This is a genomic window from Rhizobium leguminosarum, from assembly GCF_001679785.1.
In the GTDB taxonomy this organism is placed as follows: domain Bacteria; phylum Pseudomonadota; class Alphaproteobacteria; order Rhizobiales; family Rhizobiaceae; genus Rhizobium; species Rhizobium leguminosarum_R.
Genome location: NZ_CP016286.1, coordinates 1,734,750 through 1,759,479 on the forward strand (window position 1 = coordinate 1,734,750; position 24,730 = coordinate 1,759,479).

21 protein-coding genes and 1 riboswitch are annotated in these 24,730 nt (G+C 61.2%); of the genes, 12 read left to right on the forward strand and 9 right to left on the reverse strand.

The genetic code is table 11. The features are described from left to right. Positions 1-2: 2 nt before the first annotated feature. A complete protein-coding gene (locus BA011_RS08725; RefSeq protein ID WP_186806522.1) occupies positions 3-1,181 on the reverse strand; it encodes an efflux RND transporter periplasmic adaptor subunit in 1,179 nt (392 codons plus the stop codon). A gap of 233 nt (positions 1,182-1,414) precedes the next feature. Between BA011_RS08725 and BA011_RS08730 the strand changes: the two genes are divergently transcribed. After that, positions 1,415-1,975 (forward strand): TetR/AcrR family transcriptional regulator, encoded by a 561-nt coding sequence (locus BA011_RS08730; protein WP_065282460.1) that lies wholly within the window; start codon positions 1,415-1,417, stop codon positions 1,973-1,975. 60 nt (positions 1,976-2,035) lie between these two features. On the opposite strand, the gene BA011_RS08735 is transcribed toward BA011_RS08730, so the two are convergent. Further along, entirely contained in the window at positions 2,036-3,475 is a 1,440-nt protein-coding gene (locus tag BA011_RS08735) for an FAD-binding oxidoreductase (RefSeq protein ID WP_065282461.1), read from the reverse strand. 242 nt (positions 3,476-3,717) lie between these two features. On the opposite strand from BA011_RS08735, the gene BA011_RS08740 reads away from it, so the two are divergent. Beyond that, positions 3,718-6,030: an NADP-dependent malic enzyme gene (locus BA011_RS08740; protein WP_065280148.1), complete on the forward strand. Its 2,313-nt coding sequence runs from the start codon at positions 3,718-3,720 to the stop codon at positions 6,028-6,030. 68 nt (positions 6,031-6,098) lie between these two features. On the opposite strand, the gene BA011_RS08745 is transcribed toward BA011_RS08740, so the two are convergent. Next, positions 6,099-6,632: a ribonuclease H family protein gene (locus BA011_RS08745; RefSeq protein WP_065280149.1), complete on the reverse strand. Its 534-nt coding sequence runs from the start codon at positions 6,630-6,632 to the stop codon at positions 6,099-6,101. 249 nt (positions 6,633-6,881) lie between these two features. Between BA011_RS08745 and BA011_RS08750 the strand changes: the two genes are divergently transcribed. Then, positions 6,882-7,979 carry a DUF2865 domain-containing protein gene (locus BA011_RS08750; RefSeq protein ID WP_065280150.1) on the forward strand — a complete coding sequence of 366 codons (1,098 nt, stop codon included), beginning with the start codon at positions 6,882-6,884 and terminating at the stop codon, positions 7,977-7,979. Between the two features lie 117 nt (positions 7,980-8,096). Here the strand turns inward: BA011_RS08750 and BA011_RS08755 are convergent, their stop codons facing one another. Both BA011_RS08755 and bluB read right to left on the reverse strand, forming a co-directional pair. Then, positions 8,097-8,843, reverse strand: a complete 747-nt coding sequence (locus BA011_RS08755) for an SDR family NAD(P)-dependent oxidoreductase (RefSeq protein WP_065282462.1) — start codon at positions 8,841-8,843, stop codon at positions 8,097-8,099. 195 nt (positions 8,844-9,038) lie between these two features. Then, the gene (bluB, locus tag BA011_RS08760; protein WP_065280151.1) at positions 9,039-9,725 is read right to left on the reverse strand and encodes a 5,6-dimethylbenzimidazole synthase; all 687 of its coding nucleotides are present in this window, start codon (positions 9,723-9,725) and stop codon (positions 9,039-9,041) included. A gap of 42 nt (positions 9,726-9,767) precedes the next feature. Then, positions 9,768-9,956: riboswitch (cobalamin riboswitch) on the reverse strand. 368 nt (positions 9,957-10,324) lie between these two features. Between bluB and BA011_RS08765 the strand changes: the two genes are divergently transcribed. From BA011_RS08765 to BA011_RS08780, 4 genes are all read left to right on the forward strand, one after another. Continuing rightward, a complete protein-coding gene (locus BA011_RS08765) occupies positions 10,325-12,199 on the forward strand; it encodes a HAMP domain-containing methyl-accepting chemotaxis protein (protein WP_065280152.1) in 1,875 nt (624 codons plus the stop codon). Positions 12,200-12,257: 58 nt separating this feature from the next. Beyond that, a complete protein-coding gene (locus BA011_RS08770; RefSeq protein WP_065280153.1) occupies positions 12,258-12,839 on the forward strand; it encodes a hypothetical protein in 582 nt (193 codons plus the stop codon). A 380-nt stretch (positions 12,840-13,219) separates the two neighbouring features. Beyond that, positions 13,220-14,287 carry a 3-deoxy-7-phosphoheptulonate synthase gene (locus tag BA011_RS08775; protein WP_065280154.1) on the forward strand — a complete coding sequence of 356 codons (1,068 nt, stop codon included), beginning with the start codon at positions 13,220-13,222 and terminating at the stop codon, positions 14,285-14,287. A gap of 260 nt (positions 14,288-14,547) precedes the next feature. Beyond that, positions 14,548-14,868: a hypothetical protein gene (locus tag BA011_RS08780; RefSeq protein WP_065280155.1), complete on the forward strand. Its 321-nt coding sequence runs from the start codon at positions 14,548-14,550 to the stop codon at positions 14,866-14,868. Positions 14,869-14,876: 8 nt separating this feature from the next. Here BA011_RS08780 and BA011_RS08785 read toward each other — a convergent pair whose 3' ends face one another. Further along, the gene (locus tag BA011_RS08785; protein ID WP_065280156.1) at positions 14,877-15,440 is read right to left on the reverse strand and encodes a hypothetical protein; all 564 of its coding nucleotides are present in this window, start codon (positions 15,438-15,440) and stop codon (positions 14,877-14,879) included. A 474-nt stretch (positions 15,441-15,914) separates the two neighbouring features. Here BA011_RS08785 and BA011_RS08790 point away from each other — a divergent pair, with 474 nt between their 5' ends. After that, positions 15,915-16,301, forward strand: coding sequence for a hypothetical protein (locus BA011_RS08790; protein ID WP_237352606.1), 387 nt, complete (start codon positions 15,915-15,917; stop codon positions 16,299-16,301). A gap of 60 nt (positions 16,302-16,361) precedes the next feature. On the opposite strand, the gene BA011_RS08795 is transcribed toward BA011_RS08790, so the two are convergent. Together BA011_RS08795 and BA011_RS08800 are read right to left on the reverse strand one after the other, a co-directional pair. Then, positions 16,362-17,192 (reverse strand): TolB family protein, encoded by an 831-nt coding sequence (locus BA011_RS08795; RefSeq protein WP_065280157.1) that lies wholly within the window; start codon positions 17,190-17,192, stop codon positions 16,362-16,364. Between the two features lie 80 nt (positions 17,193-17,272). Next, positions 17,273-18,952, reverse strand: a complete 1,680-nt coding sequence (locus BA011_RS08800; protein ID WP_065280158.1) for an NAD+ synthase — start codon at positions 18,950-18,952, stop codon at positions 17,273-17,275. A gap of 192 nt (positions 18,953-19,144) precedes the next feature. Here BA011_RS08800 and BA011_RS08805 point away from each other — a divergent pair, with 192 nt between their 5' ends. Then, positions 19,145-19,675 (forward strand): DUF1003 domain-containing protein, encoded by a 531-nt coding sequence (locus tag BA011_RS08805; protein WP_065282463.1) that lies wholly within the window; start codon positions 19,145-19,147, stop codon positions 19,673-19,675. An 83-nt stretch (positions 19,676-19,758) separates the two neighbouring features. On the opposite strand, the gene BA011_RS08810 is transcribed toward BA011_RS08805, so the two are convergent. Beyond that, the gene (locus tag BA011_RS08810) at positions 19,759-20,157 is read right to left on the reverse strand and encodes a GFA family protein (RefSeq protein WP_065280159.1); all 399 of its coding nucleotides are present in this window, start codon (positions 20,155-20,157) and stop codon (positions 19,759-19,761) included. Between the two features lie 365 nt (positions 20,158-20,522). Here BA011_RS08810 and BA011_RS08815 point away from each other — a divergent pair, with 365 nt between their 5' ends. From BA011_RS08815 to BA011_RS08825, 3 genes are all read left to right on the forward strand, one after another. Beyond that, on the forward strand, positions 20,523-20,945 hold the full coding sequence (locus BA011_RS08815; RefSeq protein WP_065280160.1) for a TadE/TadG family type IV pilus assembly protein: 423 nt from the start codon (positions 20,523-20,525) through the stop codon (positions 20,943-20,945). Between the two features lies 1 nt (position 20,946). Beyond that, positions 20,947-22,683: a pilus assembly protein TadG-related protein gene (locus BA011_RS08820; RefSeq protein ID WP_065280161.1), complete on the forward strand. Its 1,737-nt coding sequence runs from the start codon at positions 20,947-20,949 to the stop codon at positions 22,681-22,683. A gap of 202 nt (positions 22,684-22,885) precedes the next feature. Continuing rightward, positions 22,886-24,724: an ABC transporter ATP-binding protein gene (locus BA011_RS08825; protein ID WP_065280162.1), complete on the forward strand. Its 1,839-nt coding sequence runs from the start codon at positions 22,886-22,888 to the stop codon at positions 24,722-24,724. Positions 24,725-24,730: the final 6 nt, after the last annotated feature.

Consider the following 24,730-nt stretch of genomic DNA (forward strand, 5'->3'; position numbering starts at 1 on the left):
CCTTACTCCGGCTTCTTGGCGTCACCGGACGCAAGCTGGCCATCCCGCCACTCTTCCGGCGCGACCTTTGCGCCCGGCTGCAGTTTCTGGCTGCCGTCGACAACGAGACGCTCACCTGATGACAGGCCGCTTTCGACCACCCATTCATTGCCGAAGGTTTGACCGAGCTCCACGTCACGCGGCTGTGCTACGTCTCCCTCCTGGACGACATAGACCTGCGCCTTGCCGTCGGCCGTGCGGATGACGGCGCGCTGCGGGATGAGGATCGCCTTCTCACGGACGGCCTGTTCGATACGGACGCGGACGTAAAGACCGGGCAGCAGGTCGCCCTTCGGATTGGGGAATTCACCGCGGAGGGTAACCTGGCCCGTCGTCGCATCGACGCTGGCGCTGCTGAAGAGCAGCTTTCCGGCTTCGCCATAGACCGTGCCGTCGTCGAAGACGAGCTTGATGTCGGCCTTCCCGGCTTCCGTCGATGCGAGGCTGCCGTTCTCGACCGCCCGCTTCAGCGCCAGCAGGTCTCCGGAGGATTGTGTGAAGTCGGCATAGACGGGGTCGATCTGCTGGATCATCGCCAGCGCATCGCCGGCGTCGGCCGTCACCAGCGCGCCTTCCGTCACCAGCGCGCCGCCGATGATACCTGATATCGGTGCGCGGACTTCGGTATAGCCGAGATTGATCTTCGCCTCGTCAAGTGCTGCCTGCGCCAGCGCGACATCCGCATCGGCCTGGGCAAGGGCGACGGCTGCCGCATCGTATTCGATACCGCTTGCAACATCGCGGTCGCGCAGCGACTTCTGCCGGTCCAACTGCTGGCGGGCATTCAGCTGCGTCGCCCTGGCGCGATCGAGGCTTGCTTCCGCACTGGCCACACGCACCCGGAAAAGCGCCGGATCGATCCGGTAGAGCACATCGCCCTGATGAACGAGGCTGCCCTGCTCGAAGATCCGTTCCTGCAGGATGCCGGAAACTCTGGCCCGCACCTCCGAAACACGCGTCGCGGCGATGCGGCCCGGCAGCTCGCTGATAACGGGAACCGGACGCGGGTTGAGCGTCAGGACGCTGACGGCGGCAGGTGGCATCGCGCCGCCCTCCTGAGCGTAAGCCGGCAGGCATGCACCTGATATCAGCGCCAGGACAAGCGTATAACGCAATGATTTCGTTCGAAAAAGCATGTTCATTAGCCTTCCTGCTGGTCCCGCTGGGGTCCCAAAAAGCACAGCCCGCCGAAATGACGTTCGGCGGGCCTCCTCAGCCGACAGATAGTCGATCTTTTTTTGCATTGCAAGATACCTACCGGTAGGTATGATAGCACTATCATGATCAGAACTCCCATGGCCCGGCGATCCCGGGAGTGATACTGATCCTCTCGCGCCGCCTCGGCGCGAAGCTTATCTCGAACACAGGTCATGCATTGGTAGATAGCCCCCGCAACAGAAAGAAACAGCCGGACGTCGTGCGGCAGGCTCTTCTCGATTGCGCCACCAAGCTGGCGCTGGAACATGGTCTCGCCGCCGTCAGCCTGCAGGCGGTCGCGAGTGCCGCCGGCGTGACCAAGGGAGGTCTGTTTCACCACTTCCCCAATAAGCAGGCGCTTATAGAGGCCGTGTTCGACGGCATGATGGAAAACCTCGACCGCGAGATCGATGGAGAACTGAAAAAGGATAAGGGCGGCCACGGCACATTCACCCGCGCCTATGTCCGCACCCTGTTTTCCGACCGCGCCCTCAACAACAGCCCGTGGTCGGCGCAGACGATGACCGTGCTTGCCGACCCCTACTCCAAGTCTCTCTGGCATAAATGGATGAATGACCGGCTCATCAAACACGCCGAAACCGATGGCGGAATGCGACTCGAGATCGTTCGCCTGGCGGCGGACGGCGCATGGCTTGCCCATGTTTTACGGCCTGACGGCCATGCCGCGTCCGACGACGCGGTTCTGCTGCGCGAATTGATCGAACTCACCGAGGGGTGACAAGTGATTGGCGCCTCATCCCGCGCCCGGCTATATCACCCGAGCGCGGGATCGTCGGGGCTAGGCAGCTCGCACTGCCGCCATCGGTTTAACATTCTGGTTCATCCGGAACAGATTGTTCGGATCGTAGCGCCGCTTGATCTCGGCAAGGCGAGCGTAATTGGCGCCGTAGGCAGTCTCGACGCGATCGCCTTCGTCTTCGGGCATGAAGTTGATATAGGCGGTGCCGACCGAATGCGGCTTGGTTGCCTCGAAAAGCTCCCGTGCCCAACCGATACAGCTTCCATCCATCCCGGCTTCCCGCCAGCGCGCATGCACATTCATGACGAAATGCGAGCTGCGTTGCGGAAATGCGGTGGCTTCGGTGGCCACGCGGCCAGCCGCACCGCCGACATGACCGATGAAGATCTCGCATTCCGGTCCGGGCAGCTTGCGCACGGCGTTGAGCAGCACGTCGATCGCCGCATCCGAGAGGGAGGCGAAATCCTGACTCTTCCAGTAATTGCGCGCACCGGGGGTGAGCAACGGGTCGAAGGCCTGCTGCCAGCCGGTGAACGGCACCGGACCGACGACGTCGGCAATCGGATTTCCGATCGCGCGCAATCTGGCTGTCGCCTTTTCGCCCGCCGCGATGTCTCCGCAATAGCACATGGCAAGCACGACGATTTCCTTACCGTGCCATTCCGCGGGAAGGAACGGCAGCGGCGGCGCCTGGCGCATCACCACCCAGCAGGTCAGCTCGTCCGGAGCCGCCTCCAGCGCCTGCCGGTACTCCTTGAGCACCATTTCCGCATCGGCGAAGGGATGCACGACGAGCCCAGCGAGAACCTCTGTGTTGAGAGGGTTGAGCTGGAATTCGAAAGAAGTCACGACGCCGAAATTGCCGCCGCCGCCGCGCAACGACCAGAAGAGGTCCGGCATTTCCGTCTCGCTCGCCTTGACCAGTTCGCCATCGGCCGTCACCACATCAACCGAAAGCAGATTGTCGATCGTCAGCCCGAATTTGCGTGTCAGCCAGCCGAAGCCGCCGCCAAGTGTCAATCCAGCAATGCCGGTCGTGGAATTGATGCCGGTCGGCAGCACCAGCCCGAAGGCCAGCGTTTCCTGATCGACATCGGCAAGCGTGGCTCCCGGCTCGATCCTGGCGCGGCGCATCTGCGGATCGACCCGCACCGATTTCATCGCCGACAGGTCGATGACCACACCGCCCTCGCAGACCGCATTGCCGGCGATACCGTGGCCGCCGCCGCGCACCGAAAGGAGCAGATTATTGTCGCGTGCAAACCGCACTGCCCGCACGACATCGGCGGCACCCGCGCAACGCGCGATGAGCCCGGGGCTGCGGTCGATCATCGCATTCCAGATCGTCCGCGCCTCGTTGTAATCCATGTCTTTGCTGGTCAGGAGACTGCCGCGAAATCCGGCGGCAAAAGCATCGATGGCCACGTCATTGACCATCGTCTGCCCCTTTTGCAGGGTCGTGAGGTTCAAATTGTCCATGATTTCCTCCATGCGACCGGCGCCCCGCACCGTCGCGGCCGGCATCCTGCTCCTGTTGAGGTCGTCAAACAAGTTTCCCCAAAAGGATTAGCTGCGGCGGCTGCTTGAAGGCCGAATGGTCACGGCGTGGATACACCCCTCTGCCCACCTCACGAAATCTTCTCCCATCCCTCATTTCCATACTGTCGCCCGTAGCCGATTGATGTATGGAGGGAGCTCAAAAGACGTGCACGGAGGCGGCGATGGATCACCCGGAAAAATCGAAGACGGAAAAGAACCTGACGAGCGGCGATCTCGACGAACAGGCGCTTTTCTTCCACCGCTATCCCCGCCCCGGCAAGCTTGAGATCCAGGCGACAAAGCCGCTCGGCAACCAGCGCGACCTGGCGCTCGCCTATTCGCCCGGCGTTGCCGCCCCTTGCCTTGCCATCCGCGACAATCCCGAAATGGCGGCAGAATATACCTCGCGCGCCAATCTCGTCGCCGTTATCTCCAACGGCACCGCCGTGCTTGGCCTCGGCAATATCGGCCCGCTTGCCTCCAAGCCGGTCATGGAGGGCAAGGCCGTGCTCTTCAAGAAATTCGCCGGGATCGACGTCTTCGATATCGAGATCGATGCCCCAGGCGTCGACCAGATGGTCTCGACCATCGCCTCGCTGGAGCCGACCTTCGGCGGCATCAACCTCGAAGACATCAAGGCACCGGAGTGTTTCGACGTCGAGCGGCGCCTGCGCGAAAAGATGAAGATCCCCGTCTTCCACGACGATCAGCACGGCACGGCAATCATCGTCGCCGCCGCGATCCTGAACGGGCTGGAACTCGCCGGCAAGAACATCGCCGACATCAAGATCGTCGCCTCCGGCGCCGGTGCTGCCGCTCTTGCCTGCCTCAACCTGCTTGTCATTCTCGGGGCAAAACGCGAAAACATCTGGGTCCACGATCTCGAAGGCCTCGTCTATGAGGGCCGTATCGAGCTGATGGACGAATGGAAATCCATCTACGCGCAGAAGAGCGATACGCGCACGCTCGCCGAAAATATCGGCGGCGCCGACGTCTTCCTGGGCCTCTCGGCTGCCGGCGTGCTGAAGCCGGAACTGCTGGCGCAGATGGCCGACAAGCCGCTGATCATGGCGCTCGCCAATCCGACGCCGGAGATCATGCCTGATCTCGCCCGTGCTGCCCGCCCCGATGCGATGATCTGCACCGGCCGCTCGGATTTCGCCAACCAGGTCAACAACGTCCTCTGCTTCCCCTATATCTTCCGCGGCGCGCTCGATTGCGGCGCCGAGACGATCAACGAGGAAATGAAGATGGCGGCCGTGCGCGCCATCGCGGCCCTTGCGCGCGAAGAGCCGTCCGACGTCGCCGCCCGCGCCTATTCCGGTGAGACTCCGGTCTTCGGCCCTGACTATCTGATCCCCTCACCCTTCGATCCGCGCTTGATCCTGCGCATCGCACCTGCGGTCGCCAAGGCCGCCGAACAGAGCGGCGTGGCGCGCCGCCCGATCCAGGATTTCGACGCCTATCTCGACCAGCTGAACCGCTTCGTTTTCCGCTCCGGCTTCGTCATGAAGCCGATCTTCACCGCCGCCAAGGCCGCCGAGCGCAAGCGCGTTATCTTTTCCGAAGGCGAGGACGAGCGCGTGCTGCGCGCCGCTCAGGTGCTGCTCGAAGAAGGCCTTGCCGAACCGATCCTGATCGGCCGCCCGCAAGTCATCGAGACGCGCCTGAAGCGCTACGGCCTGCGCATCCGGCCGCTGTCGGATTTCGAGGTCATCAATCCGGAAGACGATCCGCGCTTCCGCGAATATGTCGATCTCTATTTCTCCCTCGTCGGCCGCCGCGGCGTCATCCCGGAAGCTGCCCGCACGATCGTGCGCACCAACACCACCGTCATCGGCGCGCTGGCGCTGAGGCGCGGCGAGGCCGATGCGCTGATCTGCGGCCTTGAAGGCCGCTACGAGAAGCACCTGCGCGACGTTCGCCAGATCATCGGCAAGCGCAAGAATGTCCGCGATTTCTCCGCACTCAGCCTGATGATTTCGCAGCGCGGCGCCACCTTCTTCACCGACACCTACGTCACCTTCAATCCGACCGCCGAAGAGGTCGCCGAGGCGACGGTGCTTGCGGCCGAGGAAATCCGCCGTTTCGGCCTCACGCCGCGCGCTGCCCTGGTCTCGCATTCCAACTTCGGCTCGCGTGAATCCGAAAGCGCCACGAAGATGCGCAACGCCCTGCAGCTCGTGCGCGAAGCCGCGCCCGACCTCGAGGTCGACGGTGAGATGCACGGCGAAAGCGCCATCACCGAAGCACTGCGCAAGCGCGTCATGCCGGACACGACCCTGCACGACGAAGCCAATCTTTTGGTCTTCCCGAACCTCGATGCCGCCAACATCACCCTCGGTGTGGTCAAGTCGATGACCGACGGCCTGCACGTCGGCCCGATCCTGCTCGGCACCGCCCTGCCCGCCCACATCCTCGCCCCCTCGGTCACCTCCCGCGGCGTCGTCAACATGGCGGCACTCGCCGTCGTCGAGGCATCGCAACCGGCGTGAGCCGGTTGCCCGCGACCCAACAAAAAGACCCTGAAGCCGTCCCGACACATGTCCTGATGTCACACATATCAGGCACTCCCTATCGACAGGCACCCTTTATCCGCCAGCGCATCCGCGCGCTCGTTGCCAGCAATGCCGGAATGGCCTTTGCACCAGGCAATGGTCACCAGACCATTCTGGGATAGTTGAAGATCGACGGCTTTCCAGAGTTCCGCATTGGCGATCGTTCGCCTTCGGGCATTCCCATTCGGGCTGCTTTTCTTCCAGCCGTTGTTCTTCCAGATATGTCGCCAGCTGTTGCAGCCTTTGATGGCGTAGATGGAATCGGACCAGATCGTCGCGGGCTCGCCGCTTGCCTCGCAGTTGATCCAGATTGCCGCCCTGAGGACGGCGGTCAATTCCATCGAATTATTGGCGGAATCTTCGGCGCCACCAAAGCCCGACGCGATTTCCGCCGCATCACGATAAACGACGAACGCCCATCCGCCGCGCCCGGAACCGGGTTCATAACAACCGTCCACGAAGACGTGGAAGCCGTGTTGGGTTTCCGGCAGCCCGACTGTCGTTGCGGGGGAGCTGAGTTCGTTGGCAATTCCTGTCATTTTCGACGTCCCGATATGAGTACGTTCCCCAAGCGAGTCAGGAGATTGGAGTGGGCACTTGGCCTCATTGTTTACCATCGGCAGCTTCTTCATAATCGAACACTGGGTCTCTGGCGGTCCGCTGGATAAAATCGCGAAAATACGCTAGGAATTTATCCCAGCTTATTAAGAGAAATACCCTAAGAGAAACCCGCGGCGATCGAGGCCGCAATCGACCGATCGATTCTTTGCTCATTCCGGGACGACGCCGTGAAACGCCGAAACCTGTCTCTTGCCCTCCTCCTTGCCTTGGCTGCGCCCGCCGCCGCGCAGACCAGTGCGGTCTGCGACGACCTGCGCGGCCGTCTTGCCGACCTGCCGCGGTCGATCGGCAACAGCAACGGCCCGGAAGCGCGCCAGTTTGCCAGCGCCATGGCTGAGCAGAACCTCGAGCTGCGCAAGGTCCGCAACGATCTGCGTAGCTATGGCTGCACCTCAGGCAGTATGGTCGTCATCGGCGGCGAGAATGCCGATTATTGCGCCGAGCTCTCGCAGGCCGAAGGCAGGATGATCGACAATATACGCTACCTCCAGGACCGCCGCGGCGAATTGCTCGGCCGGGGCAGCGATAATGACCAGGCCCGCCGCGAACTGACGGCCGCCCTCGACGGCAATGGCTGCAACAGCGAAAACTTCTATGCTCCGAGCGATCGCAGCGCCAACGAACCGGCTCCAAGCGTCGAGGAACAGGCGATGCGCACCGATACCTTCATCCCACTCGGCGGCGGTGAAGAGATCGATCCGCGTTACGGCCTGCCGAGGGCCGAGATGCTCTCGCCGGTCAGCACCATGTGTGTGCGCAGCTGCGACGGCGGCTTCTTCCCGATCAGCTCGAACGCCACGTTGGTCGATTTCGGCCGCGACGCCCAGACCTGCGCCAAGATGTGCCCGGGTATCGAGACAGAATTGTTCTATCGTGATGTGACGAGTACCGAAGCCTCGAACATGATCTCGGTCGCAACCGGCACGCCCTACAGCGCCATGAAGAACGCCTTCGCCTACAAAAACCGCGCGCCCGGAGAAAAGTCCTCCTGCGCCTGCAATCTCACCGCCTATTACGAGGAGATGCGCGGCAAGCAGGCGTTGAGCGAACCGCCGCAGCAGGGCTCGATCACCACCATCCGCACCAATCCGCCGGTAAAGGATGCTGCAGCGCAGATCGCACCGCAACCATCGCCCGAGCGACCCTACGATCCGACACAGAACAAGGTCCGTCAGGTCGGCCCGCAATTCCTTGCTGGCGACCAGGGTTCGATCGACCTCGCCAATCCGGCAGCGCCCGGCCCTCAGCCGCAACAGCAGCGGTGACCAAGCAGCTCAAACGGCGGTGACGAAGCTATCGCGGCGTTGTGCCGGGGTGCTTGAGATGAAGCCGACGTCAGGTGAACTTGCGGCGGGATGTCAATGCGGGTCGCTTGAGCATGGTCAGTAGGTCGTACGACCGCCGCTCAGGTCGAACGTCGATGCGGTCGTGAAAGAGTTCTCTTCGGAGAGCAGCCAGACGACCATCGAAGCGATCTCATGAAGTTCAACAAAACGGTCGCGCGGAATGCGGACGCGCATATATTCGATAAATTCCGGTGTCAGCCCGTCCAATATAGGTGTCTTTGCTGTGGTCGGCGTTACCGCGTTCACGGCGATTCCCGTCTTTGCGAGTTCCTTGCCAAGAGACTTGGTGAAGCCCAGCACACCGGCTTTCGCTGCGCTATAGGCAGCGATGTTCGGATTTCCTTCCTTGCCTGCCACCGAAGAGATGTTCACGATCCGCCCGTAGTCGCGCTTTAACATGACCGGAACGACGTGGCGGCAGCAGTTGAAGGTTCCCGTGAGGCAGACATCGACAACATCTTTCCACTCGATGACATCGTATTCAATCGTGGGCTTAACCGGACCGGTAATCCCGGCGGAATTGACGAGGCCGTCGATACGGCCAAAAATCTCCTCGGTCGTCGCCGCCGCGTTTTTCACTGATTGGGGATCTGCGACGTTGACGCCGAAAGCGACCGTGCCGGAGCCGAGAGCGGAAGCGCTGTCCTTCGCCATGTTTTCGTTCAGGTCCCAGATTGCCACCTTGCCACCAGACTGGATGACGCGCTCTGCGATAGCGTAGCCGATGCCGCGCGCACCGCCTGTGATGACGATGATGCGTTCCTTCAAGTCGATCATGTTCATTGGGCCGTTATCCTCCGATCGAGCCGCCGATAGCCGAATATCATTTGGAATTCCGGGATTCGCCTTCAGCGTATCGATATAAAGGCCCGGAATAAAGATACCTCGCCCTCGCCCGGCGTCGGCGATCCCCGACATCGGTTTGCTCACCTTGAGTGTCGTGACTGTGCGATTGAGGCCATGCTCCACCGCACTGCCCTAGGTGTTCAGTCCCCATCCATCATGGAAGACCAGATCCTCCAGCGGCAGCCGCTGCCGCCAGCCTTTGACGGAGAGTTCCGGCTCGTCATAGAGCCGATCGACGAAACCGGCACAGAGCCAGGCGACTACTTCGATATGCTCGGGTATGCCGAGAATGGTTTTCAGATCGCCTTCGCGGAAGATGCTGACCCAACCGATGCCGACCCCTTCCGCCCGCGCCGCCAGCCAGAGATTCTGGATGGCGCAGACGGTCGAGTATGAATCCATCTTCGAATTGTGGGTGCGCCCCAGCACCACGCTGCCGCTGCGCGTGGGATCGCAGGTCACACATATGCCGAGCGGCGCCTCCACGATGCCTTCGAGCTTGAGGGCGCGGTAGGCCTGCCGCCGATCGCCGGCAAACATCAGCGCCGCCTCGTCGTTGGCGCTCGCGAAGGCATCCCGGACGCGCGCCCGCACAGCGGCACTTTTCACCAGAATGAAATTCCACGGCTGCATGAAGCCGACGGAGGGTGCGTGGTGAGCGGCCGTCAGCAGACGCTCTACAACGTCGTCCGGCAAGAGATCGGGCAGGAACTGGCTGCGAACGTCACGCCGCGTCATGATCGCATGATAGACGGCCTCGCGTTCGGCCACGGAAAAACCGGACGCCGCCGAAAGGGCATCCTCATCAAAGGGTCGCATCGTCAAATCCCCAACAACGCAACCGCCCCGCCGTCCGCGCGGATCGGTCTATCTTTGCCAGGCCGGTCTTCTGACTTGGCGTCATCCGTCTGCCGCAGCCTTCCCGGCAAGAAGCCAGTGGCGTGATGAAGCGGCAAGCGTCGGCCTTACAGCGTTGGGCACGTTCCGGCCTTGCACCGGATTCCCGATTCTCCCGCCTTACCGGCGGGCACCTGACGGCGCATCTATTTCAGCAAACCGGCGCGGCGGCAAGCCGCGAACCAGATGGTTGATTCTAGCCGCGCGCGCCAAGCGGTGCCATCTGTCTCTCTTCTTCGGCCGGGGCGTAGGGAACATGGACGCGCGACATACCTCTTCTCTCCAGCGGGGCGAGGCAGATCTCCAGCGGGCGCAATAGCGAAATAACACGTGTGTGCTCCGGCATCCCATTCTACTTTATGATTTATTCACATATCAAATACACACTGCGTTTGCGCGTTTTGGGTTGCTATCCGCACATGGGCATGAGGGCTCGTGATGTGATCGTCAGCGCGGATGCCCGTATTGAGACGCCGGTCGGGAACATGTTCGACTGAGCTGCAATTCTAGGCTGCCGCGGAATGTTCCATTTTTTGAAAACGATGCCTCTGACAGCCAAGCTGGCGGCGATTATCGTGGCCGTCAACCTCTGCGGCATTTCCGCTTTCGCCACCTATACCTGGATGTACGAAACCCGGGCTCTGATCGATGGCGCCAAGGCCAACTGGTCCAAGGATGCGGAGCAGTTTGCCTCGCTGGCCGCCGGCGGGGTCAAGTGGGGCAAGGCGAATGCGGTCCGTGAAGCCTATTCGCTCTACCGCGATGACCCTTCGCTCGATCTCGTGCAGTTTGCCGCATTCAACTCTGAGCCTGCCGCCGTCGACACGTGGACACGCGATGGCATCAACGGTTTGCCCGCACCGGCCGATCTGGTGAAGAGCCTCGGTGCCAAGCCGGAGAAAACGACGATCGACGACAGCGGAATATCCGCCGGCGTGGTCACGATCATCGCGCCGCTCCCGTTGGATAAATCAGGCAAGGCCACCGGCTATATCGTTACCAACTGGTCCGTCGAAAAAATCGCTGCTGAAGTCAGGCAGAAGGTTCTCGTTTCGCTGTTCACCCAGTCGCTGATCACCGCCTTGGCCGTCGTCGCCTTCCTTCTCGCCATGCGCAGCCTTGTTGGCCGGCCCATCAGAATCCTCAGCGAAAGAATCAGCGCGTTGCAGAAAGGCGATCTGGTCTCCCCTGTCACCTACAAGGAAAATGGCGACGAGATCGGTTTTCTGGCACGCGCGTTGGAAGTTTTCCGTCATGAGGCGATATCGAAGGTCGAAAGAGAGCAGGCCGCTGCCGAGCAGAGCGCTTCGCTCGACGCCGAACGGGCACGCAACACATTGTTCACGGAAGAGGCCAGCAAAACTCAACGGCTGGTCATGACCGCTCTTGCAACTTCATTGGAAAAGCTTGCCGCAGGCGACTTCTCGATACACCTGGCCGATCTCGGCCCAGAATTCGATAAATTGCGGCGGGATTTCAACAACATGGTCGAAGCGGTCGCGGCCGCGCTGACAGAGATCAAGATGGCCTCGGTGGCGGTCGAAGGCGGGTCAAGCGAACTGGCATCCTCCGCAGATCAACTCGCCAGACGGACCGAGCAACAGGCGGCAGCACTGGAACAGACCGCCGCGGCACTTGATGAGGTGACCACCACGGTCAGAACATCGTCGCAGCGCGCCGAAAATGCCGGCAAGCTGGTCGAGGAAACCAAGCGGAGCGCTCATGTCTCGGCAACGGTGGTGCGTGATGCGATCGGAGCGATGGACCGGATTCAGACCTCGTCGAGCCAGATCGGCCGCATCATCGGCGTCATTGATGAAATCGCGTTCCAGACCAACCTGCTGGCGCTGAATGCCGGCGTCGAGGCGGCGCGCGCCGGTGAGGCCGGCAAGGGTTTTGCGGTTGTCGCGCAGGAGGTGCGTGAACTCGCCCAGCGGTCGGCAAATGCAGCAAAGGAAATCAAAAACCTGATCAATGTGTCCGGCCAGGAAGTTGCCGCGGGCGTCGGGCTGGTGAACGAAACCGGCGACGCCCTGCTGAAGATCGAGGAGCAGATCAACCGCATCAGCGACAGTATCGCTTCCATCGTCCAGTCCTATCGCGAACAGGCGACGGGCCTGCAGGAAATCAACGGCGCGATCAACCAGATGGATCAGGCGACGCAGCAGAACGCGGCAATGGTCGAGGAAACCAACGCGGCCTGCCAGGAGCTGCTGCAGCAGGGACGTCTTCTGCAGGACTCGGCCGGCAGGTTCGTCGTCGGCGCGTCTGCGGCCAGTCAGCCCAGACCCGTTCAAGTCGCCCGCCAATCTCGTCCCGAACCGAGAGCCCCCGTACAGCGGCATGCAGGAAATGCCGCCATTGCCGCTGCTCCCGGCGCCTGGGAGGAGTTCTGACGTCATCCTCGTTTGATAGCCTTAGTCTTCAGCAACCTATAATCGGAAGGAAACACTTATGAAGAAAATCGTGCCCGCATTTCTTTTGGCCTGCACCGCATTTGCCGTGCCGATCGGCGTATCCATGGCGCAGGATGCCAAGCTTGCCCCGATCTCCGACTACGTGACGAGCGACGTCAAGCCCTGGCTCAACGACCCCGCCATCATCGAGGCTGTCAAAGTGCAGAACACTGCCAACGCCAATCTCAGCGCAGCCGATGTCGACGCCCTCGACAAGAAGTGGCGTGCCGAAGTCGATGGCTCCGACCACTCGATGATCGACGGCGTGCTTAACAACGCCCTGTCGAAATTCCTTCAGGGAAAGAAGGAAGCTTCCGGCGGCAAGATCACCGAAATCTTCGTCATGGATGCAAAGGGGCTGAATGTCGGTCAAAGCGACACAACATCGGATTACTGGCAGGGCGACGAGGGCAAGTTCCAGAAGTCTTTCGGCGCCGGCAAGGACGCCGTCTTCGTGGACGAGATCGAAAAGGATGAGTCGACCCAGACGCTGCAGTCGCAGGCAAGTGTGACGATTTCCGACGACAAGGGAACGCCGATCGGCGCCATTACCGTCGGTGTGAACGTCGACGCTCTCTGATCTCCGGAACGACATTCGAAAGCAATGAAAACGCATATCGCCCGGAGCATGCACGGTTCGGGCGATATGCATAAACAAAGACTTGCAAGACGTTGCATGAGCGAAATCGAGTGCGACGTGCCCTCCTCGGGGGTATGGTGCCCCGCAAGAGCATCAGCTTTTCAGGCGGCAAATTCTACGTGACAATGCCTGGTCTTGGCGCTACACACGCCTGATGTCGATCACGTCAACCTACGCCTCGGGATTTTATTGGTACCGCTGCTCCCAGCGGATACGGGTCCATGCGTAACTGAATTCGACGCGACGACAACCCGAACAGCCGCTAGTCTACCTGGCGGCTTTTTTGTTCCGCGCGGGTATGACCAAACAGGAGCCATACCGTGTCTGATACCATTGATGATCTGCGTATCGTCGAGATCACCCCGCTGACCAAACCCGCCGATATCATTGCGGAAATCCACCGCAATCCCGCTGTCACCGAGACCGTGACCAGCAATCGTGATGCGATCCACAAGATTCTCCAGGGCGAGGACGATCGCCTGATCGTCGTCATCGGCCCCTGCTCCATCCACGACCCTGTCGCCGCCCGGGAGTACGCCGCGCGGCTGGAAGAGCAGCGGCGTCGCTTCGCCGGCGATCTCGAGATCGTCATGCGCGTCTATTTCGAAAAACCCCGCACGACCGTCGGCTGGAAGGGCCTGATGAACGATCCGCATCTCGACGGCAGCTACCGCATCGAGGAAGGGTTGAGGATTGCGAGACGCCTGCTGCTCGACATCAATGCGATGGGTCTTCCGGCCGGCGTCGAATTCCTCGACACGATCACGCCGCAATATATTGCCGATCTCGTCAGCTGGGGTGCGATCGGCGCGCGCACCACCGAAAGCCAGGTCCATCGTCAGCTTGCCTCCGGCCTTTCCTGCCCGATCGGCTTCAAGAACGGTACCGACGGCGGCGTGCGTGTGGCGCTCGATGCGATTCTCGCCGCCTCGCAGCCGCATCACTTTCCGGCGGTGACCAAGGACGGCCAGGCGGCGATCGCTTCGACGACGGGCAATGAGGACTGCCACATCATCCTGCGCGGCGGCAAACGGCCGAACTATGAAGCGGCCGATGTCGAAGCGGTGACCGGCGAAGCCGTCAGGCTCGGCGTCGCCCCGCGCATCCTCATCGATGCCAGCCACGCCAACAGCGGCAAGGACCCGATGAACCAGCCGCTCGTTGTCAAATCCGTGGCAGCGCAGATTGCCGCCGGCAACAACGACATCAAGGGCATGATGATCGAAAGCAACCTCGTTGCCGGCCGCCAGGACCTCGTTCCCGGCAAGCCGCTGGTTTACGGCCAGTCCATCACCGACGGCTGCATCGACTGGGACATGTCGGTCGCGGTACTGGAAGACCTGGCGACATCCGCCCGCGCCCGGCGCAAGGCAGCCGTCGCAGCCTGATAGTCAGCATTAAACGCAGCGGGCAGAAACCCGCCGCCCATTACAGGGCGGTGGGGGCAACCCGGTTATCTCACGGGTACGCCGATGGCGACACTGCCGTTGACTGTGACCGCCAGTTCATGCCCATTCATCCCAACGAGCCACAGCCGCCAAATGCAGGTGTCTGATGATGGAGCGACCAGATGGGCCGACACAGGCGCATATTTCGCGGGCACGTCATTTATCGTCGGAGCCGGCTTGGTCGGAAAATACTTCGTCTTGTGGAGACGACTATCAACGGTGCTCAATCGATCGTCACCACTACGCCGGTGCTCGGGCCTGTCGTCGCATTCGTGGCGCTGGCCGCAATGCCGCTCGCGATGGGGGCTAAGTTCGCCGCAATTGCCGACAGCCAGGTCGGCTATAACAATTACTATGGCGCTGCTGTCGGTACCAGTGGGCTGGTTGGAACCAAGGCCAATATCAGATTTCTCGTCCAATCATCCGCGAAGTCGCCGATCCCCAAGCAGCGTGGGGTTACTAACCCACCGCCCCGCCATCATGGGCGGAGCTCGGGACCGGATCACCGGCACGCGGAATAGGAGTAGATTTAATAGAGCCATGGATGCATTGAATCGGGCTCGTGTTCAGTCGCGACCCTGTAATAGGTACGCATGTCGTCGCGCTCTTTTTCGTAAGTCCATTTCAAGCCCCATCTGCATTCTTCCGTCATGCACTCACGGCTCTTCGATTCGAACATATCGAGTTGAAATGCCTCGCCATTGATTTCGCCGGTAATCGAGCCGGTTTTCCCCTTATCCTTCGATATGAGTTCAAACGCCCCTGCTCGACCATCCAGACAGTAGATCTTCCCGCGGTAGGTTCGCTCGCCGGTCTCAAGCTTCCAGAAATTCGTCTTCACCTGCGATACGCTGTAGCGACCCTTGCATTGCTGCCTGTCGGCCGAGCCGATCTCAATCGTCCCCCCCATCTCCTCACTCTCGTTCCTCGCAGTCACCTTTCCGAGCACCGGAGTACCCGTTGCGAGGTAGCTTCCCTCGACGCCACGGACAAAAAGATATGAACATCCTGCGAGCGTGAAACCCATTGCCACCAAGGAGCCGGCGACCGTGAAACCACGCAGCGTCCACGCGCATCTCAAGACAGCCAGCAAGTCTATACCTCCAGGTTCATCCTCATGTTCGCGGATGCCAAAAGAGCGGGTTGGAGCAGTGGGCGACCAGTCGTTACCAGCCAGAATAGCACTGATATTCAGGTCACAATATTTCCCCCACAATTAGGAAGATGAATAAATGCCACAGCTCATCTTGAAATAGAATACCCCGTCCGCTTCTGCAAGTTACACGGAACTGGAGGCAGCAACTGCAATCAAACTTGGGAGCCCCCAATCACCCACCCCTCAAAAGCGTGCGCATCAGCAATTCGAAGATGAGGCCGGGCGCGACGTTGTTACGCACACTGTGACGTGCAATCCTGCCGAATAAACTTTTTCGATAGGGGACGCATGCCTGTAAAAACTCTTCCATCTCCACCTTGGTGGAGAGTAGCGATTGCGTTGATCGTAGTTCCCTAAATCGCCTCCTTCGCATACGCTGTTTACAGCCCACCGTATCAGGGCCTGCCGGATATGACCGAGCGCGTTATCCGAACAACTCAGGCCATCGCGCTCATTGGTGCGTATCCGCCAACTGCTGTGTTGGGGATTCCATTGCTATACTTCAGGCGACGTGTAGGGCCGCCCCTTGCAAATTGCGCGATGGTTGGAGCCTTTGTTGCGACCTTCCCCTGGATGTGCCTAGTTGCATTTTTCGGCCCTGACGAGGCTTATGCTGGTGACCACATCACTTACCAAAACGGCATGATGACATGGTGGGGATTGCTAGAGACCGTCAAATCGCTCGCAGTGACAGCTGTATTCGGCTTTGCTGCTGGTGGACTGTTCTGGCTGGTGGCCGCCGCTGGCGTTAAAAGACAGCCCGTTTCTGAAACGATTCCAAGCAAAGTGTTCGAGTAGGCGGTCTCTCGATATCATCAAATACCCACCACCCCATCATAAAATGGCGGTGCGCCAGTCTCAAGATCTCACCGGAAAATACCTGACATAGGCGAATTCCTCGCCATCAGGAGACCAGCAGGGCACGTTGATCGTGCCCTGCCCCCCGAAAAGCTCGAAGAGCGTCTTCAGATTGCCGCCGTCCATATCCATCAGCCGCAGCCGCACGTCGAGGTCGCGCGGATGGTCAAACACCGATGGGTCATAGGAGAGGAGCAGCACCATGTCGTTGTTGGGCGACGGATGGGCGAACCAATTGCCCTGATTGTCCGAAGTCACCTGCTCGAGCCCGGTGCCGTCGGGATGGATGCGCCAGATCTGCATCAGCCCGGTGCGGCTGGAGTTAAAATAGATCCACTGGCCATCCGCCGACCAGTCCGGCCCGTCGTTGCGGCCCTCGCCATGCGTCAGCCGCGTCTCCTCGCCGCCGTCGACGGAGATGGTGTAGATATCGAAGAGGTCGTCGCGGATGCCGCAATAGGCGAGCTGGCGCCCGTCCGGCGACCAGCCATGCCAGTAGGATGGCAGGTTCGGGGTGATGAGCCGCGGCATGCCGCCTTCGATCGGCAGGATATAGATCGCCGACTTGCCGAATTCGGTCTTGTCGGAAATGACGATCTCAGTGCCATCGGGCGAAATGCCGTGATCATTGTTGCAGTTGACGGCAAAGCCGGTATCGACCTTGACCACCTCCCCGCCATCGAGCGGCAACCGGTAAAGCAGCCCGTCGCCGTTCAAGAGCAGGTAGGAACCATCAGGCGAGAAGTTCGGCGCCTCCACCAGCCTGTCCGTTTGCCAGACCTCGCGGGCCCTGCCCGTCCTGACATTATAGATCTCAACCGAGCTGCGCATGTTTCCTCCCGAAAAGCTTGATGCCGTCAGCGATCTCGATTGCGTCAGCGATCTCGATTGCGTCAGCGATCTCGATTGCGTCAGCGATCCCTGAACCGGTTGGTGATCGGATAGCGCCGGTCGCGGCCGAAATTCTTCTTGGTGATCTTTACGCCCGGCGCCGATTGCCGGCGCTTGTATTCGGCGAGATAGAGCAGATGCTCGACCCGGTGAACGGTCGCAACATCATGGCCGCGCGCGACGATCTCCTCGACCGCCATCTCCTTCTCCACCAGGCATTCGAGAATATCGTCGAGCACGGGATAGGGCGGCAGCGAATCCTGGTCCTTCTGGTCAGGACGAAGCTCGGCCGAAGGCGCCTTGTCGATGATATTCTGCGGGATTACCTCGCCGGAGGGGCCTAGCGCGTCCGGCGGCATGTTTTCGTTACGCCAGCGGGAAAGCGCATAGACCTGCATCTTGTAGAGGTCCTTGATCGGGTTGAAGCCGCCGTTCATGTCGCCGTAAAGCGTGGCGTAGCCGACCGACATTTCCGACTTGTTGCCCGTCGTCACCACCATCGAGCCGAACTTGTTGGAGATGGCCATCAGAATGACCCCTCGCGCCCGGCTCTGCAGGTTCTCTTCGGTGATGCCGCTATCCGTGCCTTCGAAAAGACTCGCCAGCGCGCTGCTGAAGCCCGTCACCGGCTGCTCGATCGGTACGATGTCATAGCGGCAGCCGAGCGCCTTGGCGCAATCGGCCGCATCCTTCAACGAATCCTCGGAAGTATAGCGGTAGGGCAGCATGACGGTGCGCACCCGCTCCTCACCGAGCGCATCGACGGCGATTGCCGCGCAGATCGCCGAATCGATGCCGCCGGAAAGGCCGAGCACCACGGTCTTGAAGCCGTTCTTGTTGACGTAGTCGCGAAAGCCGAGCAGGCAGGCGCGGTAATCGGCCTCTTCGCTTTCAGGGATATGCGCCATCGGTCCTTCGGCGCAATGCCAGCCGCTGTCGCCGCGCTTCCACGTCGTCACCGCCAGCGCCGTTTCGAACTGACTCATCTGGAAGGCGAGCGACTTGTCGGCATTGAAGCCGAAGCTCGCACCGTCGAAGACGAGTTCGTCCTGGCCGCCAAGCTGGGCGGCATAGATCAGCGGCAGGCCGGTCTCGATCACCTGCTTCAGCACCACTTGGTGGCGGATATCAACCTTGCCGCGGTAATAGGGCGAACCGTTCGGCGACAGCAGGATCTCGGCCCCGCTTTCGGCCAGCGTCTCGCAGACGCCGAGATCGCCCCAGATATCCTCGCAGATCGGAATGCCGATGCGCACGCCGCGGAAATTCACCGGCCCCGGCATGGCGCCCTGGTCGAAGACGCGCTTCTCGTCGAACTCGCCATAGTTCGGCAGATCGATCTTGTCGCGCACCGCGATCACCTTGCCGGCGTTGAGCACGGCGACCGAATTGTAGCGCCCGGTCTTGTCCTGCCGGGGAAAGCCGATGATCACGCCCGGTCCGCCATCGGCGGTGTCGGCCGCGAGATTCTCGACCGCCTTCCAGCAGGCGCGGATGAAGGCGGGCTTCAGCACCAGATCCTCCGGCGGATAACCGGAGATGAAAAGCTCGGTCAGGACGAGCAGATGCGCGCCCTCGCGGGCAGCATCGGCGCGCGCCTCACGCGCCTTGGCGAGATTGCCGGCGACATCGCCGACCGTCGGGTTGAGCTGGCCGATGGCGATGCGAAAGATATCAGAAAGAGCGTTTTCCTGTGTCATGTCATTTATTTAGCCTGCACCTTTCACGACCGCAACACGTTCGGGCCGAAAGCGGCACCTCGCGACGACGAAATTTTTATGAACGGATCGCGCGTGCCCCCGCGCGGCACCTATACGCATTGCAATTTACCTCCGGAGCGGAATACTGGCGCCGAAAGCGACCGCATCGATAACCGGCATCGGAAACAGGCAATGTCTAATCTTTCGAATTTCGTGCACCATCATTTCGACAAGCCGGCGGATGAACTCGGCGACGTCGAAAGGCGCGTGCTGGCGAAAGCGCACGAACGCAAGGTCATCTCGACCGACGTCAACGCCGCCTTCTCAGCCGACGCCTCCTTCGGCGAGCGCATCGCCGACAGCATCGCCCGCATCGGCGGCTCCTGGTCCTTCATCATCGCCTTCTTCGTCTTCCTCGTCGCCTGGACGGTGATCAACACCATCATTCTGGTGAGCGGCGCCTTCGACCCCTATCCCTTCGTCTTCCTGAATCTCATCCTGTCGATGCTCGCCGCCATCCAGGCGCCGATCATCATGATGTCGCAGAACCGCCAGGCCGAGCGCGACCGCTTCGAAGCCGCCAAGGATTATGAGGTCAATCTCAAGGCCGAGCTCGAAGTGCTCTCCCTACACCAGAAGATCGACATGCACGTGCTGACCGAGCTGACGGGGCTGCGCGAGGACGTGGCCCGCCTCACAGCCGCGCTCGCCGCCAAGGGCTAATGCATGTCGCCCAAAAGTGTGCAGCGGTTTTGGGACAACGACATGCATCAGATAAAGACTTAAAGGGCGTCGCGCGACGCCCTTTAAGTCGGATTCACCGCATATTGCGGCAGGCCGTCCGATATCTCGTAGAAATCGCCCTTGTCGGCGCAGTAGATATGATGGCCGAAGGCAAGGCCGCTCGGTGTATCGAAGGCGCCTGCCATGACCGAAATCTCCGCCGATCCGTCCGCCTGCCAGAACAGCGCGGAGCCGCAATTCGAGCAGAAGCCGCGCTGCGCCTCCTCGCTCGACCTGTACCAGCGGACCGCCTCGGCGCCTTCCACCGAAAGCGCCGCGCGCGCCACGTTGACCGCGGCGTAATAAAGCCCCGTCTGCCGGCGGCATTGCGAGCAATGGCAGCCGACGACCGGTCCTGGCTTTGCCGTACTTGAAAATCGCACGGCACCGCAAAGGCAGCCGCCTGTATGTCGCTCGGTCATCGTCGCCCCTCTGTTTCCGAGGGAACGTTGCCGCCGATCTCCTCCGGCGTCAAATCCATTTCCCTGAACGAACCATCAGGAATCTTGAAGGCCGCAGGCCCCGTGCGCATCACAGCGAGACATCGGCGTAGTGCGGGACGCGGCAGCCCCTTATTCGCGCATCTCCCCTACAGGCACCGGAATTTACCATGGGTTGCATCAGAAGAATAACAACGCGGAAAATTATGATTTTTCGATAATGTAATTAATTTCATAACATTCTAATACATCTAATACGTTTATTAGATAATTCAAAATTAACCTTTGCGGCCCTAGAGTCGCAACCGATGATCGTTATCCAGAACGGTCGGCATGAGAGGTGAAAGATGAAAATTCTCCAACGTCTCCCTTCGAACGAACGTGGCGCCGCAGCAATCGAATTCGCCATCGTCGCGCCGCTCTTCCTCCTGGTGGTCCTGACGATGATCGCCTACGGCATCTATCTGAGCGCATCCCATGCCGTGCAGCAGCTGACCGCCGATGCGGCGCGCACTGCCGTTGCCGGCGTGACCAGCCAGGAGCGGTCGCAGCTGGTCAATGATTTCGTCAACCAGTCCACCATCGACCATCCGCTACTCGAAAAGAACAAGCTCCACATCACCGTCACCACCGACCCAGGCAATGCCAACCAGTTCACCGTGACGGCGGAATATGACACCGTCAACCTGCCGATCTGGGACCTCTACACCTTTCCCCTGCCCGACCATGTGATCCGCCATTTCGCGACCATCCGAATGGGGGGCCTGTGAGATGCGGGTATTCAATGAGCGCTTGCGGCGCATCGCCACTAATGCGTCAGGCAATATCGCCATCATGGCAGCGCTCTCAGCTCCCCTCATCCTCTATTCGCTTGGTCTCGGCGTCGACTACGGCATGATGACGCTCCAGCAGCGGCGCCTGCAGCAACTGAGCGATATCGGCGCTATCGTTGCCGCCGCCGACATCAACCACGCCGCCGACAACCTCGTCGCCAATTTCGACCAAAACGGCCTCAACATCGCCGTCCGCACCGACACGGCTTATGCGACGAAGAACGGCACATTGCCGCTGACATCAGACCTCACGCAATTCGACGCCGTCGCCGACTTCATCCCCGGCACCTATCTCGCCGATGCCTCGGTGCCGCTCGGCAGCCGTTTTGCCGCCGGCGCCCAACCCTATGACGCTGTGAAGGTCGGCATCAACCAGAAGGCGAAACTGATCTTCGCCACCGCCTTTGCCGCCGCTCCCAACCTCAGGGCGGTCGGCACCGCCTCGGCTTCCAAGCTTGCTGCCTTCTCCATCGGCTCGCGGCTGGCAAGCCTCAATGGCGGCGTGCTGAACTCGCTGCTCGGCAGCCTGCTCGGCACCAGCCTCTCGCTGAAGGTCGCCGATTACGAGGCACTCACATCAGCCGATATCAAGCTGCTCCCCTTCCTCGATATGCTGGCGACCGATCTCAACCTCACCGCCGGCACCTATGACGAGCTGCTGGCAACCGACATCTCCTATCCGCGCCTGCTGAAGACGCTCGGCAAGTCGGCCGGTCTCACACTCACGGTCACCAGGGCGCTCGATACGATCGAAAAGGCGCTTGGTACAACGCAGGTCAAGATCAGGCTCGAGGATCTCTTCAACCTCGGCCCGATCGGCGAGCGCGCCATCGGTAGCGGCTCCCAGCTCTCGGCAGAGGCGAGCGTGATGGATATCGTCTCGGCGGCAGCCGTTGCGGCGAACCAGAAGAAGCAGGTCACCGCCAATCTCGGCGGCTCCGTGCCCGGGCTTGCCACGGTCAAGCTGACGCTTGCGATCGGCGAGATGCCGAAGGGTGCAGCCTCGAACGGGATCGGCGCCGTTGGCGCCACCGTCCGCACGGCGCAAGTGCGCCTGGCGCTCGAAGCGTCGGTGCTCGGCGCCAACTCCCTCGCCGGGCTGAAGGTGCGCGTGCCCCTCTACCTCGAAGTCGCCCATGCCGAGGCCGGGCTTGCAAGCATTTCCTGTCTCGGCGGCGGCGCCAAGAACGCCAGCGTCGGCGTCGATGTCGTGCCTGGCGTCGCGGAACTGTCGCTCGGCGACGTCGATCCCAACGCCTTCGTCAATTTCGGCAGCGCGCCACGCGTCACCCGTGCCAAGCTGATCGATGCGATTCTGCTCAGTGTCTCGGGCCTCGCCCATGTCAACGTGACCAATCTCAGCAAGAGCAAGCTGACCTTCCAGCCGGCCGACATCGCGGCAAAAACGATCAAGAACGTCTCGACCAAGGATACGCTGACCTCGGCCTTGGGGTCGCTGATCAAGGAGACCGATATCCAGGTCTCCATTCTCGGCCTCGGCATCGGCCTGTCGAAGACGGTGGTGCAGGGTGCCGTCGCCGATACGCTCTCGGGCCTGACCACGCCGCTCGATGAGCTGCTCTTCAACCTTCTGACGCTGCTCGGCGTCAAGATCGGCGATGCCGACGTGCGCGTCACCGATGTGCGCTGCCAGCAATCGGTGCTCGTACAATAAGGCCGTATCGCCGCTGCCCGGCCGGAAATTGCGCCTGGAACCTGTTGCCTGTCGACAACACCGCCAGCCTCATCCCGTCGCCGCATTGAATCATGCGCGGTTGTCGGCGATACTAACGGTTCAATTAATCCTCGGGAGACTGACATGAGAGCGACCCTGTCCAAACAGAAAGGAAACATCCCCCACAAGGACATTCAGCTTCATGAACATTCCGTTCTCCCGCGCGAGGAAAAGCTCGCGACGCCATAACCCCTTCCTGAACTTCTTCCGCGACGACCCGAATGCCGCCGACCGCGGCCGGCGCCGGTTGCGCATGCGCAAGTTCCTCGCCTACTATCGCCCGCATCTGCCGCTGCTGCTGGCGGATCTGCTGTGCGCCATCCTCGTCGCCGGCACGGCGGTTGCCCTGCCGCTCTGCGCCAACGTCGTCACCAGCCGTCTTCTCACTCTGCCCGACGCGCCGCAGTCCTTCGCACAGATCCTTGCGATGGGCGGCGTCATGCTGGCCGTTCTCGCGGTCCAGATCGCCGCGATCTTCTTCGTCGATTATCGCGGCCACGTGATGGGCGCCCGCATCGAGGCGACGGTGCGGCAAGAACTGTTCGAGCATTGCCAGAAGCTCTCATTCAGCTTCTACGACCGCCAGCGCACCGGCCAGCTGATGAGCCGCATCACCAATGATAGCCTGTGGCTGGGTGAGCTCTTTCATCATGGCCCCGAGGATCTTTCCATCGCCGTACTCAAATACGGCGGCGCCATGCTAGTGCTGTTTTTCATCGATCCACCGTTGGCAACCCTGATCCTGCTACTCACCCCGGTGGCAGTGGCTTATGCGCTCTATTTCAACCGGCGCATGAACCGCGCGCTCGAAGCCAGCAAACGGCAGATCGCCGCCGTCAACGAGCGGGTGGAGGACGCTCTTGCGGGCATTCGCGTCGTCCAGTCCTTTGCCAACGAGGCGCTGGAGAAGGAACGCTTCGCCGAGCAGAACCGACGCTTCCTGCACAGCCGCGCCGAGGGCTACCGCAGCGAAGCCTGGTTTTCGGTCGGCACCGAAACCTTCGCCCAACTCGTCACCATATTGGTGATCATCGGCGGCGGCCTGCGCATCCTGGCGGCGGAGCTGACCGTGCCTGATATGCTGACCTTCCTGCTCTGCGTCGCCGTGCTGGTCGATCCCGTGCAGCGGCTGGCGAATTTCGTGCGCCTCTGGCAGGAGGGCTACACTGGCTTTGTCAGGGCCATGGAGATCCTCGAGATCGCCCCCGATATCACCGATCGGCCGGCCGCGCGGCTGATGCCGGCGCCAAGGGGAGAGATCAGTTTTTCCAACGTCGCCTTCGGTTACGAGGCCGATGGCCCGCGCGTGCTCGAGCAGCTGTCGCTCACCATCGCCCCCGGTGAGTTCGTCGCTCTGGTCGGCCCGTCAGGGGTTGGCAAGAGCACGCTTTGCGCGCTGATACCGCGTTTCTACGATGTCGAGGCCGGGGCGATCCGGATCGATGGCATCGATATCCGCGATATGACACTGGCCTCGCTCCGGCGCCATGTCGGGGTGGTGCAACAGGATGTCTACCTGTTTGCCGGCACGGTGGCGGAAAACCTGCGTTATGGCCGGCCCGACGCCACCGACGCCGAGCTGGAAGCCGCCGCGCGCGCCGCCAATGCGCACGACTTCATCATCGCCCTGCCCCATGGCTATGACACCGATATCGGCCAACGCGGCGTCAAGCTCTCGGGCGGCCAGCGCCAGCGCATCACCATCGCCCGCGCCTTCCTCAAGAATCCGGAGATCCTGATCTTCGATGAGGCGACCAGCGCGCTCGACAACGAGAGCGAACGGGCCGTGCAGCAGGCGCTGCTCAGCCTGGCAAACGGCCGAACCACCCTGGTCATCGCCCACCGTCTGTCGACCGTCCGCCATGCCGACCGCATCCTGGTCCTAACGGCTGATGGCATTGTCGAACAGGGCACTCATGACGAGCTCATGGCGCAAAACGGCGTCTACGCCAATCTGCACAGCGTCCAGGCTAGCATCTGAGCGTCT